This window comes from Paenibacillus sp. LK1, assembly GCF_002750415.1.
Lineage (GTDB): Bacteria > Bacillota > Bacilli > Paenibacillales > Paenibacillaceae > Paenibacillus > Paenibacillus taichungensis.
Genome location: NZ_PEII01000005.1, coordinates 286,916 through 302,852, shown reverse-complemented (window position 1 = coordinate 302,852; position 15,937 = coordinate 286,916). Strand labels below are relative to the sequence as shown.

Below are 15,937 nucleotides of genomic sequence, written 5' to 3'. Positions count from 1 at the left end.
CGATTGTAATGCATGTTTTTTTGGATGATTACCGGGCATGTCCGAAAGGGTTTGTTCTGGCTACCAATGCAGAAGAGTGCCTGATGCTGCTTAGAGAAGGTGACGTGGACATTCTATCCCTGGATTATGAATTGGGTCCGGATTCGCCGAATGGCGGTGAAGTTGCTGCTTCGATCGTCCGGGAAGGTTTATTTCCAAGTCAGATCTATTTGCACACGTCCAGCATGTATGGCAAACGTCAGATGTACGAATTGTTGTACAGCAATAAACCAGACTCTGTTACCGTCCATAATGGTCCGATGTCAGGTGAGGTTATGATGCGAGTTGCTGCGGGAGAAGAAAGCTGATGAAGCCGATTACGACCAAAATGTTAATGCGTGGTGTGTGGGAAGGCATGCCTCAGGCTGTATTTATATATACCCCGCTATGCGGAACTTGCGCAGCAGCGCGTCGAATGCTTGAGATCGCCGAACATTTGCTGCCCGAAGGGATTTTGACCGAGATGAATATTCACGATATCCCGGAACTTGTACAGCAGTTTCAGATTTCGAGCGTGCCTGCGGTTATGCTTTTTGATGGAGAACATGATGTGCCCAGAATGGTTTATCGTATGAACTCTGTCGAGCATCTGTTAGGGGAAATCCGAAAGGCGGTGCTAAAATGAGTGTAATCTCGATGGAGCATGTCTCTCTTAGACGGGAAGACAATCAGATTCTGGATGACGTCCATCTGCATGTTAAAGAAGGCGAGCATTGGGTGATTCTCGGGCGCAATGGTTCAGGTAAAACAACGCTGCTGGAAATGATGAATGGATATATGTTTCCAAGTCAGGGGCGCATTGAAGTATTGGGCAACCTGTATGGTCAATGTGACGTGCGGGAAGTTCGAAAAGAAATTGGTTATATCAGTCAGACATTAATTGAGAAACTGACACCACGAGATCCGGTGTGGGAAGTGGTCGCAACAGGAGCTTATGCTTTTTTGCGTTTCTATCAAACGATTCCGGATGACGTGAAGGCCAAAGCATTGAACCTGCTTGATGAAATGGGGTTTGCAAAACTGGCTAATCATCCGCTCGGCACCCTTTCTCAAGGGGAGCGCAAAAAAGTAATGCTGGCTCGTTCATTGATGGCAGATCCTAAATTGTTGATTATGGACGAGCCTTGTGCCGGACTAGATCTGTATGAACGTGAGAAAATGTTGGCCGAAATCGATCTTTTGCGTAAGCGTAATATCACTGTCGTTTATGTAACTCATCACGTTGAAGAGATCGTACCTTTGTTCACACATGTGGCCTTGATCCGCGATGGACGTATTGCTGCGGCAGGGCCCAAACATGAAGTTTTAACACAAGATACAATTAAGCATACGTACGATGTTCCGGTTGATATCCAGTGGGAAGATGGACGTCCCTGGATTCGCGTACGTTCTGGAGGGTAACACATTTTGAGTACACAGTCATCTTGGGGTGAAGGAGACTTCTCCCGTTTTATCTGCACAGCCAATCATGGCTTTGCGCCCTATGCTCAGGAGGAATTGCGCCGTACGTTTGGGGCAGTAAAGAGCACGGTACTCGTACCAGGTGAGATTCTGCTTGCCGGTCTTCCAATTGCGGAAGAAGAGGTAGCGATTAAGCTTTTGGAAGAAAGCCCGACGTTTTTACGTCATATACAACCTGTTCAATTTCAGGAAAATACGGAAGAATCAGCGCAAGCTATGGAAAAATTGATTTCATTTGTGTTGAACCATACAGAGTTAACGGGCACTAAAGTTGCATTACAAGTTCGAAAAACGGAAAGTGCCTTCTGGCAGGAGAACGCTGCTTCATTGAAACAGCTCTTGACCGAGAAGCTGGATGACCTTGGTTGTGAGTGGGTTGTCCGTGATGCGGATCATGTTATATCTGTCTTTGTTTCGGATGATACGTTATATGCCGGTGTATCAAGACCGGATCAAAATCTGTCGGACTGGAGTGGCGGAGCAGTTCGTTTTCAGAAGGAAGAGGGCCAAATCTCTCGGGCCAAATTCAAATTGCTTGAAGCGGAGCAGACATTTGGCATAGACTTTACTTCTTTCCACAAAGCCTTGGACATCGGTGCTGCACCAGGTGGATGGACCTCTTTCCTGCTAGAGCGAGGGCTTGAAGTTACTGCTGTTGATCCGGCCAAGATGGATGCGACCCTGCTGAAATCGCCCAAATTGACCTTTTTGAAAAAAAATGCCGGTGATGTACGTTTCCGCGAAGGAGAATTCGATCTGCTCGTATGTGATATGAGCTGGAGTCCAAAGCTGATGAGCCGTCTTATATCGGATCTGTTATACAGCCTTCAATCAGGGGGAACAGCAGTTGTGACAGTGAAGTTACTGCATAAGAAGCCGCTTGCGTTGATTAAAGAAGTCATCGATACATTTGAGCGCTCCCGGATGCAGATTCAACGTTCCAAACAGTTGTTTCACAACCGTGAAGAAATCACGCTATATATGATTAAGTATTAAGATATTAAAGGCGTTAAAATTTATGCTTTACAATACCTTATTGCCTATACTATAATGATACCAATATTAACCATAACAAGTTGAGGGAAAGCATCCCGAAGTGAAGAGTCCGGATATCCGGTCTGTTACGCTTCGGTGAAGCTTTCCCTTTTTTGTTATGCACACAAGGAGGAGTCTATATGAGACATCCGGCCAGGCTCGAGCGTGGAAGCCTGCTGGGAGGAAGGTATCGTATTGTGTCCATTCTAGGTTCAGGTGGCATGAGCCATGTATATGAAGCAGAGGATTTGAAGTTGCCAGGCAAAACCTGGGCGATCAAAGAAAGCGTGACGGCGATGCCATACGAAGGCAGTATGGAGTCAGAAGCTGCTCTTCTTACATCTCTGAGGCATCCCAGATTGCCGCAAATCGTAGATTTTTTTGTTCCTGATGAGCACGGGTATACCTATCTTGTGATGGAGTACATTGAGGGATTGACACTTGGTGACTATTTCAAGCAATGTCGTGGGAAGATTCCGCTTGAACATATGACTGAGTTTGTGCTTCAGCTACTGGATGTATTAAGTTATTTGCACAGTCTGGACCCACCTGTCATCTACCGGGATTTGAAACCATCCAACATTATGATTACACCAGAACATGAAGTCAGACTGATTGATTTTGGTATAGCGCGGAGTTATAAAGCACAAAGAGTCGATGATACGGTTAAATTGGGAACGGCCGGCTTCGCTGCACCAGAACAATATGGTTCAGGACAGACGGATGCGCGTTCTGACCTTTATGGGCTTGGAGCATTGCTGCTATATCTCATGACTTGTGGGACTTATACGGAATGGATTCAGGGAGTAGAGAGTTCCATTCGCAGCGATGTTCCGCGTACCTATATTCCTGTTGCGAGAAGATTGTTGCGACTGAATCCAAATGAACGCTTTCAATCGGCTGATGAAGTTCGTAAGGAGCTGCTGCGCAGACCGGGAATAGCGTCTGTTGGTACAGAAACGACGGTGACGATAAGCGGAGGGACAAGAGTAATCGCTTTGACGGGGGCATCATCTGGTGTTGGGGTTACGCATACGGCCATAGCCATCAGTCACTATCTGGAGCGGCAGAACTTCAAAGTGGCCATAATCGAGATGTCACCACGTTCCCAATCGTTTGCACGAATTCAACAAGTGGCGCATGCAGGTAAACCCGTGCCAGCAGGCAGACAGTTTGCAGTGGATGGTGTACATTACTGGAAACAATCGGGACGTGCAGACATCCTGTCTTTATTAGGAGGCAGCTATCAGTTCATTGTGATGGATCTGGGCAGTGGTCAAGATCAGAACCGGCTTGAAGAGTTTCTCAGAGCTGACTTGCCCATTGTTATAGGTTCCGGTGCCGAATGGAGACAAGCGGAGATTGGATCTTTTGTCCGTTCACACAACCGATACCCGCGAGACAAATGGATCTACTGCCTACCACTGGCAGCAGCTGATGCCGTTCAGCGCATGCGCAAGACGTTGGATACTTCCAGTGTCTACGGTCTGCCTTTACATATCGATCCCTTTGATCGGGAACCGCAGATGGATAAGGTTTTTGCTCATATTCTGACTCATATGATGGGGCAGCTTCCCAAGAAACGTTCATTCTTTGCAAGAAAAAAAGTACATGATTAGGAGAGATTGCGAAAGGAGAGCCTCTTTTGTCTAAATTAAGAAAACAAAGCCGTCAACTGATTTACGCTGGATTGACGGGAGCAGGAGCAATCGGTTTATTGTTTGGGGCATATGTCATTTACAATGTCAAAACCATGAGTGATACGAGGGCTGAAGTGGAGGCCCGTTACTCATCAGCCTACGAACAAAAAGAAGCTGAATTGATGCAACAATGGAACTCGGGGGCACAGGGATGGGTAACTATACGGGATGTTGAAGCAGGAGAGCCGATATTGCCCGAGGATATCAAACTGATAGCCGTTCCGGATGCACAGGCACCAAGGAATCTGTGGTCTAGCTCCAAGCAGATGGATGGTCAAGTGGCGAAAATAGAATTAAAAAAGGGAACAGCCATTACAACTGAAATGGTGTATGAAGATACCCCGGCACCGCCCGATTTAAGAAATCGTGAACTACAGGTTGTGTTATTACCGTCTTCACTTGCTAAGGGAGATATCATTGATATTCGTATTCAGTTTCCAACGGGTCAAGACTACATTCTCCTGTCTAAAAAGAAAGTCGAAAGATTAAATGCAGCTACGCTATGGATTACGATGACGGAGGAGGAGATCCTGTCCCTTTCAAGTGCAATTGTAGATGCCTATTTACATAAAGCTTCAATCTATGCCCTAACCTATGTAGAACCACAGTTCCAGACACCAGCAATCCCGACATACCCTGCCAACAATGAAGTGTTAAAACTGCTGGAGAGTGATCCTAATCTTGTGCGGCGTGCTGAGGTGGAGTTGGCACGGCAGGTAAGGAGTTCTTTAGAAAGCTCACTCGCCGCATCCATCTCAGCGCCATCCCAAGGTGTGGAGCAGGACGTTGCGCAGTCGTCCGTTTCATACAATAGTCGCCCTGGAGCGAATAATTCTTCATCTACTGATGGGGTCATCTGGAATGACGGTTCAGGTAGCGATGGAGCGACTGGAAATGCCAGCAATGATTCTTCAGCATCAACTTCAAGTACGGGTGAGCAGAAAAGTTTACTGACGGGTGGGGAGTAAGACGGAGAGGAAACGATTTTTTATACATGTAACAACGCATAAAAGAACTTAAAAGGGGATTCGATAGCTATGCAAACATGGATCTTTGCTGGGTTATGCGAGAAGAATGACCTGATGCTGTACCTTTGCAAAATACTAGCGTCCTCCGGAAAACGTGTCTTGCTTGTTGATGGAACATTACAGCAGAAATATGGATACGGCGTTGGGGAAAGTCAGCAATCTCTGCGTATTACAGAATTTGAAGGTTTTGATATCGCTTGTCAGTTCGTAACTTCAACAGCGGTTGAGAGTCATCTTGAAGCGAATGGCGAGAAATTAGAGAGTTATGATTACGTCCTTTACGACATGGAAACATCACACTTTGCATCACGTGACCTATGGCTCACGGCAGATACTCGTGTCTGGGTCAGTGACTATGAACGTTACAATCTGGAACGAGGTAAAGGGTGGCTCAAGCGTTTGCTTGAAGAACAGTCCCTGCCAGCAGAACTACCATTTCAGCGCATTTTGATTAATGCCGTTGATTGCAAACTGGAAGCTCGATATTTGTGGGCGTATCTGGAAGGTAGTCCATTTGTATGGACAGGGGAATCGCTGATGTTGCCTTGGGATGAACTGACTGCAGCAGTGAAACTGGAAAACGAACATCATCGCCGTATTCGCCTGGGGTCATTGTCACGGAACTATAAAAAATCGCTATGCAGGTTAGTGGAGCAGTTGACCGGATGGGAAAATGTCCAGAGTCGCCGGGCCATTAAAGAAGCAGAAAGGATGAGAGCATGAGCACCATTACGTTTTGGAGTCCTTTTGCAGGAACAGGCAGCACCTCAAGTGCGTTAATTGGCGCCTATGCGATGGCCCTTCAATATAGGACAAGAATTTTGCTTGTAAATACAGGTCCAGTCGGGAGCAGTACGGAAGCTGCCCTCCCACCTAAAGAAATAGAGGACACAGGATCTGTATTTACATTCGAGGAGGGGGGATGGGATGCTGTGGAACGGCTGCATATCAGCGGAAGTTTGAACAAGCATAATTTGAGGGATTATACCAAGCCGCTCCTTAATGACCGTTTGGATTTGTTGACTGGCAGAATTAACAGATTGGAACGTTCAACAGAAGAGCATGTGGAGACATTAAAAAGGTTGCTGCACGTAGCCAATGAATATTATGATCTGGTTCTTCTCGATGCAGATCGCGCAGGCACTAATGATCAGGTTCTGCTGGATCAAGCGGACTATGTTGTGGTGAACCTGAATCAAAATATGAGGGATCTGGAGTATTTTTTTGAAAAAATCAGACCCGAGAGCATGGGTGATCAGAAGCTGCACATCGTGCTGAATAAGTATGATCCTCATTCACGTGCAACCATCACCAATATTCGTCGGCGTTTTCGATACAAAGGCTCGATATCGGTGTTGCCTTATACCACCGGATTTATGGATGCCTTCAATCGTCGTGATGCGGCCTCGTATTTGCAATTGGAAGGTCTAAGCAACAATAAAGATATACGTAAAGGGAGCTTTGCCGCAAGTATGGCTGAACTTGCTCGCCTAGTTATGGACGGGGCAGGGATGCGTACCGTACTAAAGAGGCTGGAAAGGGGAGCCTGACCTCTGATGCTCTGGAATACCCTATGGTTAATTTTAATTTTGCTGTTATGCCTTGCGTATGTTTGGTTCAAGTACAGAGCTTCTCATCGTGAAAAAAATAACCGTGCTCCCGAGCGTGAATCCTTCACCATTGAAGTGCTGACAGAGAAAGTAAAGAACTCGCTTCATGAGCTTAGTCATAGTCAACTTGCGGATGCCGGATTACATGAAGAAGAGTATCGGCGAAGAATCAATCAGCGTGCCGAGATGCGCAAGGCGCTTAAAGGTTGTGTATCAGGAAGCATCAGTGACAAAACGTATGTCAAAAATCTGATAGGTGATCTGCTTACTCGCAGTATAGGACTGAATAAGTCAAATATCGATGAGGTCATTTATTTCGGAGACACTGAGTTACTGACGGTCCAAGATCAATTCGAAATCGTGTTTTATCTATACCGGCAGCAATTTGGTGTCGATGCCTTGTCACGCATGATTGACACTTATGATCTTGGCAGATTGAGGCTGAGTGAGGGTACAGACGACGGAGGAAGTTACTATATCTCCGAGGAGGACATCCGGTATGTGTTTGAATGTGAGTATAGAGAGCTTGGATTCAGAGAAAAAACAGATATCATCGTTCAACGGATCTACCAACATTACAAAGGCTTCTCGGTGGTTGATGAAATAAGAGATCAACGAATAGATGGCGTTAGTGGTGGTGTGAGCGGCATGCTGGATGCCCTGCAGGATATGGGGCTAAGGCAGCCAGCTTCGTGGAATGATCTGCTCACGGATGGACTTGAGGATGCTCCCCTAGAAGAACCACTTAGTGGAATGGAAAGTGTCTGGATTTTCTATAAAGGTAAGTCCATTCATCTGTCCTTCCTGTCATTTGGCAATATACGTGAACTGAAGAGGGTATGTCAAAATATTTATAAATACAACTATCCGGGACAGCTTTCGGAGGCGAATGGATACAAGGTGAACGAGATGAAGGACGGATCACGTGTCGTTGTTGTACGTCCTCCCTTTGCCGAATCATGGGCATTCTTTGTCCGGAAATTCGATATTCCCAATGCTTCACTGGAACAGTTGATTACTGGTAACAACGCAGATCTGCCAATCACCTTACTGCAATATTTGATGAAAGGCAGTCGAATCACAGCTGTAACAGGAGCACAGGGATCAGGTAAGACGACTCTACTTATGGCGATGGTGAAGCATATTTACGCTTCGTATACGCTGCGTGTACAGGAGATGGCTTTCGAGCTACAGCTTCGGCGTATATACAGTCGGCGTAACATACTAAGTTTCCGGGAAACGGAGCACATCTCAGGTCAACAGGGACTGGATTTACAGAAAAAGACCGATGGTACTGTAAATATTCTTGGTGAGGTCGCAAGTGACGAAGTAGCCGCATGGATGATTCAGATGTCCCAGGTTGCCAGTCTGTTCACCTTGTTTACTCATCATGCCAAAACGTTTCGTGATCTGGTTTTCTCCCTCCGTAATTCACTGCTCAAAACAGGTATGTTCCAACATGAACATATTGCCGAGGAGCAGGTAGTAAGTGTCATTAATTTCGATGTACATATGAAAAAGGACGCAGAGGGACGAAGATATATCGAACGAATTACGGAGTGTCTGCCACGTGCGAATAAAGGGGATAGCGTGGAGGAACGAGCGGGATTTACGTTTCGCAATGTGATCGAGTACAGGGATGGCAATTACGTCGCTACAGCTCCAATCTCCATAGGAAGCATTACGGATATGCGGGATCAGATGACACTGCAGGACGCTGCGTGGTTCGAACAGTTCATCAAGCAACATTGGGGTGATACCTATGACCGTTAAGTTTGTTCTTCTCTTGGTGCTGGGGATGTGTGCAGGTGGCTTGATAATCACGCTACTTATACTGAACCTGTTACGTCACAGAGGAGGAGACAATGCTGGTAAATCTATCGGGATCGCTAAGCTAAACGGAAATCGTACGCTGCGGTGGGGAGCGTTCCTGTTACAGTCTTATCGCTGGGGCATGAAAGTGCCGCTTCTCTCTTCCTATATTCTGCAAGTACAGAAACGAATTTCATTCCGGCATGTCGGCGACGAACCATCATTAAGACGAATGACGATGAGCGTGGTCTTAATGATCCTCGGAGGATACGGGAGTATCAGTGTAATCCTTTTCCTAATGCAACCGGGTATCGCCTTTGTCATATTGTCGGTACTCTGTGCTGTAGTTCTAAACAGCCTTGTACTGGATATGTGTCTGAATCGTATGGAGAAACGACTGTTGGTACAGATGCTGGACCTGTTTGCCGACGTGAGACATCGGTATCATCAGCATGGAATGGTAGAGGAAGCACTGTATGAAGCGGCGGAAGCAGGTAAAGGAGAGGCTGCCGAGCAAGTGCTGTTGATCTATGAAGCATTGACTTCTCCAGATCCGAACGAAGCTTTGGAACGATATTACGAGATTGCCCCAAATCGCTTTCTTAAAGGTTTCGCCGGTATTTCATATATGGTGATGGAGTTCGGGGATAAAGACAGAGCACAGGGTTCGATTTACTTGAAAGGCCTGGGGAATCTGACGCAGGAAATTCATCTGGAGATTTTACGGCGGGACAAATTGGACTATTTGTTAAAAGGGTTGAATTTCATCGCTCTGGCTCCCGTTCTTTTCACAGCTCCAATTGAACGTTGGGCCAGAGGAAGTTTTCCAACTATGGATGAATTCTATCGCAGCAAAATCGGGTTTGTAACCAAAATATCGATCTACGTCATTATCATACTTGCCTACCTGCTTTTGCAAAGACTTCAGCAATATGATGAAACCCGCTATCGGACAGGTCGCAAACACTCCAGAATGGATCAGTTTCTATACAAGCAGACGTTCGTTCGTAAGGTGGCGATGTTGTTCGCGGCCAAACCTGGTAGTACCAATTATAGTCAAACCGTAAGACTGATGCGGGAAAGTAGCTCGGAACTGAAATATGAATGGCTGGCTATACGAAGGCTGATGTTATTTGCAAGTTGTTTTGTCCTGACCATTGGCTGTGTCTTGTTGCTGCATCAGGTTGAACGAAATCATATCTTATATGATCCGGTGAGAGATGACCGGATGTTTGGCGCGATGGGAGAGGCCGAGTTGAAGCAGGCTACAGAAAAGACAAGCTTAGATCAAGCTGTACTCGAACGCATCGAAATGAAGCGAGGAGCAACTTTTGATGAGATCTCCAACGCATTGCAGTCCGTGAATCCCGTTCCACTGGATCATGATGCACAGACTGAAACTATTGCACGCATCCTGCAGAAGCTGGAAGGTTACAACAAGCAATATCTCCACTGGTGGGAGTTAATTATTGCAATGATGATAGGTATAGCGGGTTATCACATGCCGATCTGGCTCATGATGTTCCAGCGCAAGATGAGAAGCATGGACATGAGGCATGAGATCTATCAGTTTCAGACCGTTATATCGATCTTGCGGGAGATGGACCGTATGTCTGTAGAGGAGATATTGGAATGGCTTAATCGCTTTGCTGTTATTTTCAAAAGACCACTGCAAAAATGTCTGTTGCATTTTGAACATGGCCCGGAGCATGCACTTGAACAATTGAAAGAAGAAGCAGGGCTGCCTGAATTTCAGCGTCTGGTTGATAAGCTGCAACTTGCACTTGGGAAAATTTCGATTCGAGAAGCATTTGATGATCTGGAAAGCATGATGGCATTTTATTTTGAACAAAGGAAGCAGGAATACACCAAGATGATTGATGTTAAAGCATCATGGGGAAGAATGATCGGGTTTACACCGATGTATGCCCTGATCTTCCTCTATCTGGTCATTCCGCTGGTAGGTATGAGTTTCCTGCAAATGAACATGTATTATGAACAGATTCAGAAACTGTAACGACCATTACGTCACAGTCTGAAATAAATTAAAAACGATATAGGAGGATTTATCATGAACAATGCATCAAGCGCTTTAAAGGTGGCAGCAGGCATCTTTCTGACCATTGCCCTTATTACAATTGTAGTTTTGTTGTTTATTTCGGCTCAGGAGGCGACCAAAACGGCACAGAACAATTTTGCAGATATCCAGACCGAGTTGTCCCAAGCTGCATTTACGGTGTATGACGGAACTACCATTAGCGGATCACAAGTTACAAACGCGTTGCGTAAATATGCGGACAAAGACCAGTTCGGGATTCAAGTTATTACAGGTAAAAATAAAGGAGGACAATGGTACGGTAATCAGTTGAACATCTCCCAGGATCTCAATAATGCAGATTATGGTTCTGTTATTAAACCTGACGAGAAAGTGGGTGTTATCAACCAGACCATGAGTGAAAAAGACAATCAATATGTCAATCCAAGTGGTAAATTCAAAGCAATTATCGTAAAAGACAAATCCAATGTGGTAAGAGGACTTATTTTCCAGCAATCCTGACAGGAGTTGGTTCAACATGTCCCAGAATACACAGCAGCTCATGTTGTTCTGTACGGCGGTTGTCCTATTTGTGACAGCTTGCCTGTACGGGCAGCAGAATGTTCGGGTTCTATCAGACGCTTTGAATCACTTGCTGCAGACGACAACAGACATGGAAGGACGGTTGAATACCACGCTGCGTATAAGCGAGCCAATCCGTTATAGTGGTGCGGAAGTGTTACACACTGTGAGGCAAATGACAGGGACAACGGTCAGGGTGCAGGTGGACGGGATTGCATATGTCATTGATCCCCTTGTAAACAGAAGAGGAACCATACCTGTGCAACTTGCAGCTTCGTATAGATCTGAGTTCATAAGAAGTGAAACTGGCGAACTGCTGAAAATTGCATTTTGGAAGGAGGCCAGTACACCTTGATTAATGCTGCATCCAAGTTGCTTGCTGTTTTGCTGGCAGCGATTTTGCTTTATGTATACCCGGCAGCAGAGACTGCAGATCGACAGGATGATATGGCACGCATGACCGTTGTTCAGACGGTTACCCGTTTTGTTGATGCAGTCAAAACAAAGGGATACATTTCCCCTGCCATGTATGCAGAGTTCGAAGAACAGATGGCCCGAACGGGGAATGCCTATGAGATTTCCATGGAACATTTGCACAAAAAATATGTTCCTCATTACTCAGATCCGATGGATCAGAGCACATTTTCTGGTACTTATGAAACCGTGCAGGATGGCTATTATTCAGCCCAGATTAAAGCAAAGCTGTTTCCTTCGTCTGGTGTGCTGGCTTTAGACGATCCTGGGCGCAGATATACACTGGCAATGGGGGATTTCTTCACAGTAACCGTCAAAAACACCAATCGCACACCTGCCATGCTGATTCGTGAGTGGTTAAACGGGTCTGCGCAAGCTGCAGCTGTGTTTACCACATATGGGGGTATGGTGCTTAATGAAGATTACTGATCTTTCTATTGTGTTTGTGCTTATCTTTTTACCTATATTCTGGGTTATTTCTCACAATACAGACAATGCCCAGGAGGCTCAATATTTAAGCAATCGATATAAGATGGCACTTCAGACTGCTGTACTGGATGCAGGGGCCGTGATGCATCAAAATGAGAAGCAAAACGATGAAGCAGGGTATGATTCGACCAAATTTGTAAAAGCGGACAAAGAGCTTGCCTTGACTACCTTTACCCAAACAATGGCGCTAAATATGGGGATCCAGGATGATCCTGCTGCTATACGGGCCATGTTTAATTACATTCCAGCAATGGTCGTGCTGGATTATGATGGTTACTACATTTTGGCGAATGAAAATGAGATGACTGGTGATCTTGAAGATTCAATCCGGCAAGTTTGGAGTCCAAAAAAGCCCTATACATATTCTGATTCAAATGGTAACAGTATTAACTTCACACTTGATGGGTATGTGTATGCCTATGATGCAGGCTTGGGCATGTGGGTTGAAGGTTTCCAGAAAGAACTCGCCTCCAGTACACAAATCCCTCTGCTTCAAAATGCCGAGACGTTTGAGCAGATCAGACGAAGTCGTATCGTGACAAGTGTGCAGGAAGATTTGGCAGATGTTATTAACCGGCATAATGAGTTTGCAAGAAGGAATGGTGTTTCCTATACCTTTACAATGCCTTTGATTTCTCAGGAAGATTGGTACAATTCGATTAATGACACGGGGCTTATGGCTTTTATACAGGGAATACCTGTAGGTAACCAAAAGATTAACAATTATGCCATTGGTGGTGGCAGACTGGTGAAGAAAACAGCGATCGTTGGCGGAGTGGATCCGGTGAGTGGAATTAAATACTATTATCCTTCCACATGTAACAATGGCTATAGAGCCGAAGAAGTGTTTACAAATGCTAAACAAGCGGCAGCGCAAGGTTATTTTGAGTATAACTGTTCCATAAATTAAAGGCAGTTTGTTTGAAATATAAAAGCGAGGTTGCGTGAGATGTTTACATTACTTTCAGAAAAGGCGACACCTGTGCTAAAATAGGGTTTCGGAACGATAGTAATGTCCAATAGATAGGAGCAACCTCATCTTATGAGTTTATTGTCAGTAGAGAACGTGAGTCACAATTTTGGAGACCGCACGTTATTTAAAAATGTATCTTTTCGTTTACTTGCTGGAGAGCGTGTTGGCCTTGTTGGTGCAAATGGTGTAGGCAAGTCCACACTGATGAACATCCTTACCGGGAAATTGTTAAAGGACGAAGGGAAGGTTGAATGGACCCCCAAAGTTCGTTATGGATATCTGGATCAGCATACCAAGCTCACGCCTGGAAAAACGATTCGTGATGTGCTTAAGGATGCGTTCCTGCCCTTGCTTGAGTTGGAAAAAGAAATGATGTCCATCACGGATCAGATGGCAGACGCCGATCCGGACAAGCTCGAATTGTTGCTGGAAGAAATGGGTGACATTCAGGAGCAATTGGAGCAAGGTGATTTTTATCTGATTGATGTGAAAGTGGAAGAGATGGCAAATGGACTGGGCTTGTCCGCCATTGGGCTGGATCGTGACGTGGCCGCGCTTAGTGGTGGTCAACGTACGAAGGTATTGCTTGCCAAGCTCTTACTGGAGAAACCAACTGCACTTCTGCTAGATGAGCCGACGAACTATCTCGATGTGGAACACATCGAATGGCTGACGCGTTACCTGAAGGATTACCCGTATGCGTTTATTCTGATTTCGCATGATACGGAGTTTATGAATGAGGTCGTTAATGTTATTTATCATCTGGAATTTGCCAAGTTGACGCGTTATGCAGCGAACTATAACAAATTCCTTGAAATGGCCGACATGAATAAGGCGCAGCATATTGATGCTTATGAGAAACAGCAGGAGTTTATCAAGAAGCAGGAAGATTTCATTCAGCGGAACAAAGCCCGCGCTTCTACTTCCGGTCGTGCCAAGAGCCGTGAGAAGCAGCTCGGTAAGATTGAACGGATTGATCGTCCAGACGAAGCAGCTAAACCCACATTCAAATTCAAGGATGCCCGGGCGAGTAGTAAAACCGTCTTTGAGGGTATTGATTTTGAAATTGGATATTCATATGCATTATTGCCTAAAATGACGATGACGATTGAGCGTGGCGAGAAAATTGCCATTGTTGGATGTAACGGTGTAGGTAAATCCACATTGCTCAAGACTATTCTGGGGAAAATCCCACCTATCAGCGGTAAGACTTTCTTGGGTGATTATCTGGAAACAGCCTATTTCGAACAGGAAGTACGTGCAGGTAATATTACTCCAATCGAAGATGTGTGGAACGAATTTTCTCATTTGACACAGAATGAAGTCCGGGGGCATCTCGCACGTTGTGGATTGAAAAATGAGCATATCACCCGCCCGCTTAACGCGCTTAGTGGTGGTGAACAAGCCAAAGTTCGTCTGTGTAAACTTCTGATGCGTGAAAGTAACTGGATTTTGTTCGATGAGCCTACAAACCATTTGGATGTAACGGCTAAAGCAGAGTTGAAACGTGCCTTGCAAGAATTCAAGGGTACCGTACTGCTCGTATCCCATGAACCTGATTTTTATGAAGGTTGGGTTACCAAAACGTGGGATGTCGAAGCTTGGTCCGAAAAACAATAACGTAATAAATGGAAATGTACGGTGACAAAAAAAGGTGTCTATGGTAACATAGGCTACAGCTTCATATGAACACTAGGGGGGCCGCACGATGCGGCTGAGATGGAAGAATGCGATTCCGGACCCTTCGTACCTGATCTGGATCATACCAGCGTAGGGAAGTGGCGCGTTTCAACTAATGACAAAGAGCTTTATCGATGACTTTGCGATATTGCCTGCAAGATAAATCATGCAACTCTATGTAACAGCGTTGCGACTATGGATGATTTCTATAGTTGTTATGCGTTATGTATAAAGTAATTGCATTGAACAGTCATTCAGTTGATCCATGAATTCTAAATTCGTGGCCACTCCCCTACGGGAGTGGCTTTTTTGTTTTGTATTAGCTTAAATCATGCAAAAGGAGGGCGAACGGGACGGCAATCTTCCACGAACATGTAACTACAAGATCATTCGAACTGCATGTGGTTTCACCAAGTACAGGAGACATGGACTCTTTTCTGAATATTGCTAAGGATATATGGCGGCGGGTCGATTATATCCACATTCGGGAAAAAAAGCTTCCTCTTGAGCAACAGATGTATTGGGCGCAAAGTCTAAAAACAGAAGGTGTTCCATCTAGCCGAATCATTATAAATGGCTTAGATCAGCTGTACCAACATAACTCGCTTGGTGGTGTGCATTGGGGTCAATCAGTTATTCGTAGTTACGATAAGGATGAGTTAAAGAGAGACGATCGGCTCCGCGTAGGCATATCGGTTCATTCTCTGGAAGAAGCAAAAATTGCTGAAGAACGTGGAGCGGATTATCTTTTTTATGGGCACGTCTATGCTTCAAATAGTAAACCTAATTGCGAATCAAGAGGGCTTAGTGCGTTGGCTGAGGTATGCTCCAATGTTTCAATTCCGGTGATCGCGATTGGCGGGATTAGTCCTGAGAAAATTGCTGCCATTCGAACTGCTGGTGCCAGAGGAGCAGCTGTGATTTCAACGATTTGGTCGAACGATGAGCCGAAACTGGCCGCGGCTTCATTGCGACAGGCGATCGAGGATTCAGAGAGGTATGTTGAACCAGGGAGATGA

General features: G+C 45.4%; 16 protein-coding genes and 1 riboswitch. All 16 genes read left to right on the top strand.

Going from position 1 to position 15,937, the window contains the following annotated elements:
* Positions 1–8 precede the first annotated feature (8 nt).
* Positions 9–347, top strand: a complete 339-nt coding sequence (locus tag CS562_RS13590; RefSeq protein WP_076289105.1) for a cyclic-phosphate processing receiver domain-containing protein — start codon at positions 9–11, stop codon at positions 345–347.
* On the top strand, positions 347–664 hold the full coding sequence (locus CS562_RS13585; RefSeq protein ID WP_053780884.1) for a thioredoxin family protein: 318 nt from the start codon (positions 347–349) through the stop codon (positions 662–664). The genes CS562_RS13590 and CS562_RS13585 overlap by 1 nt, the downstream gene beginning before the upstream one ends.
* Positions 661–1,440, top strand: coding sequence for an ABC transporter ATP-binding protein (locus tag CS562_RS13580; RefSeq protein WP_076289106.1), 780 nt, complete (start codon positions 661–663; stop codon positions 1,438–1,440). The genes CS562_RS13585 and CS562_RS13580 overlap by 4 nt, the downstream gene beginning before the upstream one ends.
* A gap of 6 nt (positions 1,441–1,446) precedes the next feature.
* The gene (locus tag CS562_RS13575; RefSeq protein WP_076289107.1) at positions 1,447–2,496 is read left to right on the top strand and encodes a 23S rRNA (cytidine(2498)-2'-O)-methyltransferase RlmM; all 1,050 of its coding nucleotides are present in this window, start codon (positions 1,447–1,449) and stop codon (positions 2,494–2,496) included.
* Between the two features lie 179 nt (positions 2,497–2,675).
* Positions 2,676–4,154 carry a serine/threonine protein kinase gene (locus tag CS562_RS13570; RefSeq protein WP_099856311.1) on the top strand — a complete coding sequence of 493 codons (1,479 nt, stop codon included), beginning with the start codon at positions 2,676–2,678 and terminating at the stop codon, positions 4,152–4,154.
* A gap of 26 nt (positions 4,155–4,180) precedes the next feature.
* Positions 4,181–5,203 (top strand): SAF domain-containing protein, encoded by a 1,023-nt coding sequence (locus CS562_RS13565; RefSeq protein ID WP_099856309.1) that lies wholly within the window; start codon positions 4,181–4,183, stop codon positions 5,201–5,203.
* A gap of 69 nt (positions 5,204–5,272) precedes the next feature.
* Positions 5,273–5,986, top strand: coding sequence for a hypothetical protein (locus CS562_RS13560; RefSeq protein WP_076289110.1), 714 nt, complete (start codon positions 5,273–5,275; stop codon positions 5,984–5,986).
* Positions 5,983–6,813: a CpaE/TadZ family protein gene (locus CS562_RS13555; protein ID WP_099856307.1), complete on the top strand. Its 831-nt coding sequence runs from the start codon at positions 5,983–5,985 to the stop codon at positions 6,811–6,813. The genes CS562_RS13560 and CS562_RS13555 overlap by 4 nt, the downstream gene beginning before the upstream one ends.
* Before the next feature lie 6 nt (positions 6,814–6,819).
* Positions 6,820–8,646 carry an ATPase, T2SS/T4P/T4SS family gene (locus tag CS562_RS13550; protein ID WP_099856305.1) on the top strand — a complete coding sequence of 609 codons (1,827 nt, stop codon included), beginning with the start codon at positions 6,820–6,822 and terminating at the stop codon, positions 8,644–8,646.
* On the top strand, positions 8,636–10,702 hold the full coding sequence (locus CS562_RS13545; RefSeq protein WP_099856303.1) for a hypothetical protein: 2,067 nt from the start codon (positions 8,636–8,638) through the stop codon (positions 10,700–10,702). Before CS562_RS13550 ends, CS562_RS13545 begins: the two co-directional genes overlap by 11 nt.
* A gap of 54 nt (positions 10,703–10,756) precedes the next feature.
* Positions 10,757–11,242, top strand: coding sequence for an ABC transporter permease (locus tag CS562_RS13540; RefSeq protein WP_076289114.1), 486 nt, complete (start codon positions 10,757–10,759; stop codon positions 11,240–11,242).
* Between the two features lie 16 nt (positions 11,243–11,258).
* Positions 11,259–11,657 carry a hypothetical protein gene (locus CS562_RS13535; protein ID WP_099856301.1) on the top strand — a complete coding sequence of 133 codons (399 nt, stop codon included), beginning with the start codon at positions 11,259–11,261 and terminating at the stop codon, positions 11,655–11,657.
* Entirely contained in the window at positions 11,654–12,205 is a 552-nt protein-coding gene (locus CS562_RS13530; protein ID WP_099856299.1) for a hypothetical protein, read from the top strand. Before CS562_RS13535 ends, CS562_RS13530 begins: the two co-directional genes overlap by 4 nt.
* A complete protein-coding gene (locus CS562_RS13525) occupies positions 12,192–13,175 on the top strand; it encodes a hypothetical protein (protein WP_099856297.1) in 984 nt (327 codons plus the stop codon). Before CS562_RS13530 ends, CS562_RS13525 begins: the two co-directional genes overlap by 14 nt.
* Before the next feature lie 132 nt (positions 13,176–13,307).
* Positions 13,308–14,858 carry an ABC-F family ATP-binding cassette domain-containing protein gene (locus CS562_RS13520; protein ID WP_076289118.1) on the top strand — a complete coding sequence of 517 codons (1,551 nt, stop codon included), beginning with the start codon at positions 13,308–13,310 and terminating at the stop codon, positions 14,856–14,858.
* Positions 14,859–14,922: 64 nt separating this feature from the next.
* Positions 14,923–15,032, top strand: a riboswitch (TPP riboswitch).
* Between the two features lie 287 nt (positions 15,033–15,319).
* Positions 15,320–15,937 carry a thiamine phosphate synthase gene (locus CS562_RS13515; RefSeq protein ID WP_483874448.1) on the top strand — a complete coding sequence of 206 codons (618 nt, stop codon included), beginning with the start codon at positions 15,320–15,322 and terminating at the stop codon, positions 15,935–15,937.

Bases quoted from the DNA above. Each gene is read 5' to 3' on its own strand.
- CS562_RS13590 (WP_076289105.1), top strand. From the start codon at position 9: ATGCATGTTTTTTTGGATGATTACCGGGCATGTCCGAAAGGGTTTGTT.
- CS562_RS13585 (WP_053780884.1), top strand. From the start codon at position 347: ATGAAGCCGATTACGACCAAAATGTTAATGCGTGGTGTGTGGGAAGGC.
- CS562_RS13580 (WP_076289106.1), top strand. From the start codon at position 661: ATGAGTGTAATCTCGATGGAGCATGTCTCTCTTAGACGGGAAGACAAT.
- CS562_RS13570 (WP_099856311.1), top strand. From the start codon at position 2,676: ATGAGACATCCGGCCAGGCTCGAGCGTGGAAGCCTGCTGGGAGGAAGG.
- CS562_RS13560 (WP_076289110.1), top strand. From the start codon at position 5,273: ATGCAAACATGGATCTTTGCTGGGTTATGCGAGAAGAATGACCTGATG.
- CS562_RS13555 (WP_099856307.1), top strand. From the start codon at position 5,983: ATGAGCACCATTACGTTTTGGAGTCCTTTTGCAGGAACAGGCAGCACC.
- CS562_RS13550 (WP_099856305.1), top strand. From the start codon at position 6,820: ATGCTCTGGAATACCCTATGGTTAATTTTAATTTTGCTGTTATGCCTT.
- CS562_RS13545 (WP_099856303.1), top strand. From the start codon at position 8,636: ATGACCGTTAAGTTTGTTCTTCTCTTGGTGCTGGGGATGTGTGCAGGT.
- CS562_RS13540 (WP_076289114.1), top strand. From the start codon at position 10,757: ATGAACAATGCATCAAGCGCTTTAAAGGTGGCAGCAGGCATCTTTCTG.
- CS562_RS13535 (WP_099856301.1), top strand. From the start codon at position 11,259: ATGTCCCAGAATACACAGCAGCTCATGTTGTTCTGTACGGCGGTTGTC.
- CS562_RS13525 (WP_099856297.1), top strand. From the start codon at position 12,192: ATGAAGATTACTGATCTTTCTATTGTGTTTGTGCTTATCTTTTTACCT.
- CS562_RS13520 (WP_076289118.1), top strand. From the start codon at position 13,308: ATGAGTTTATTGTCAGTAGAGAACGTGAGTCACAATTTTGGAGACCGC.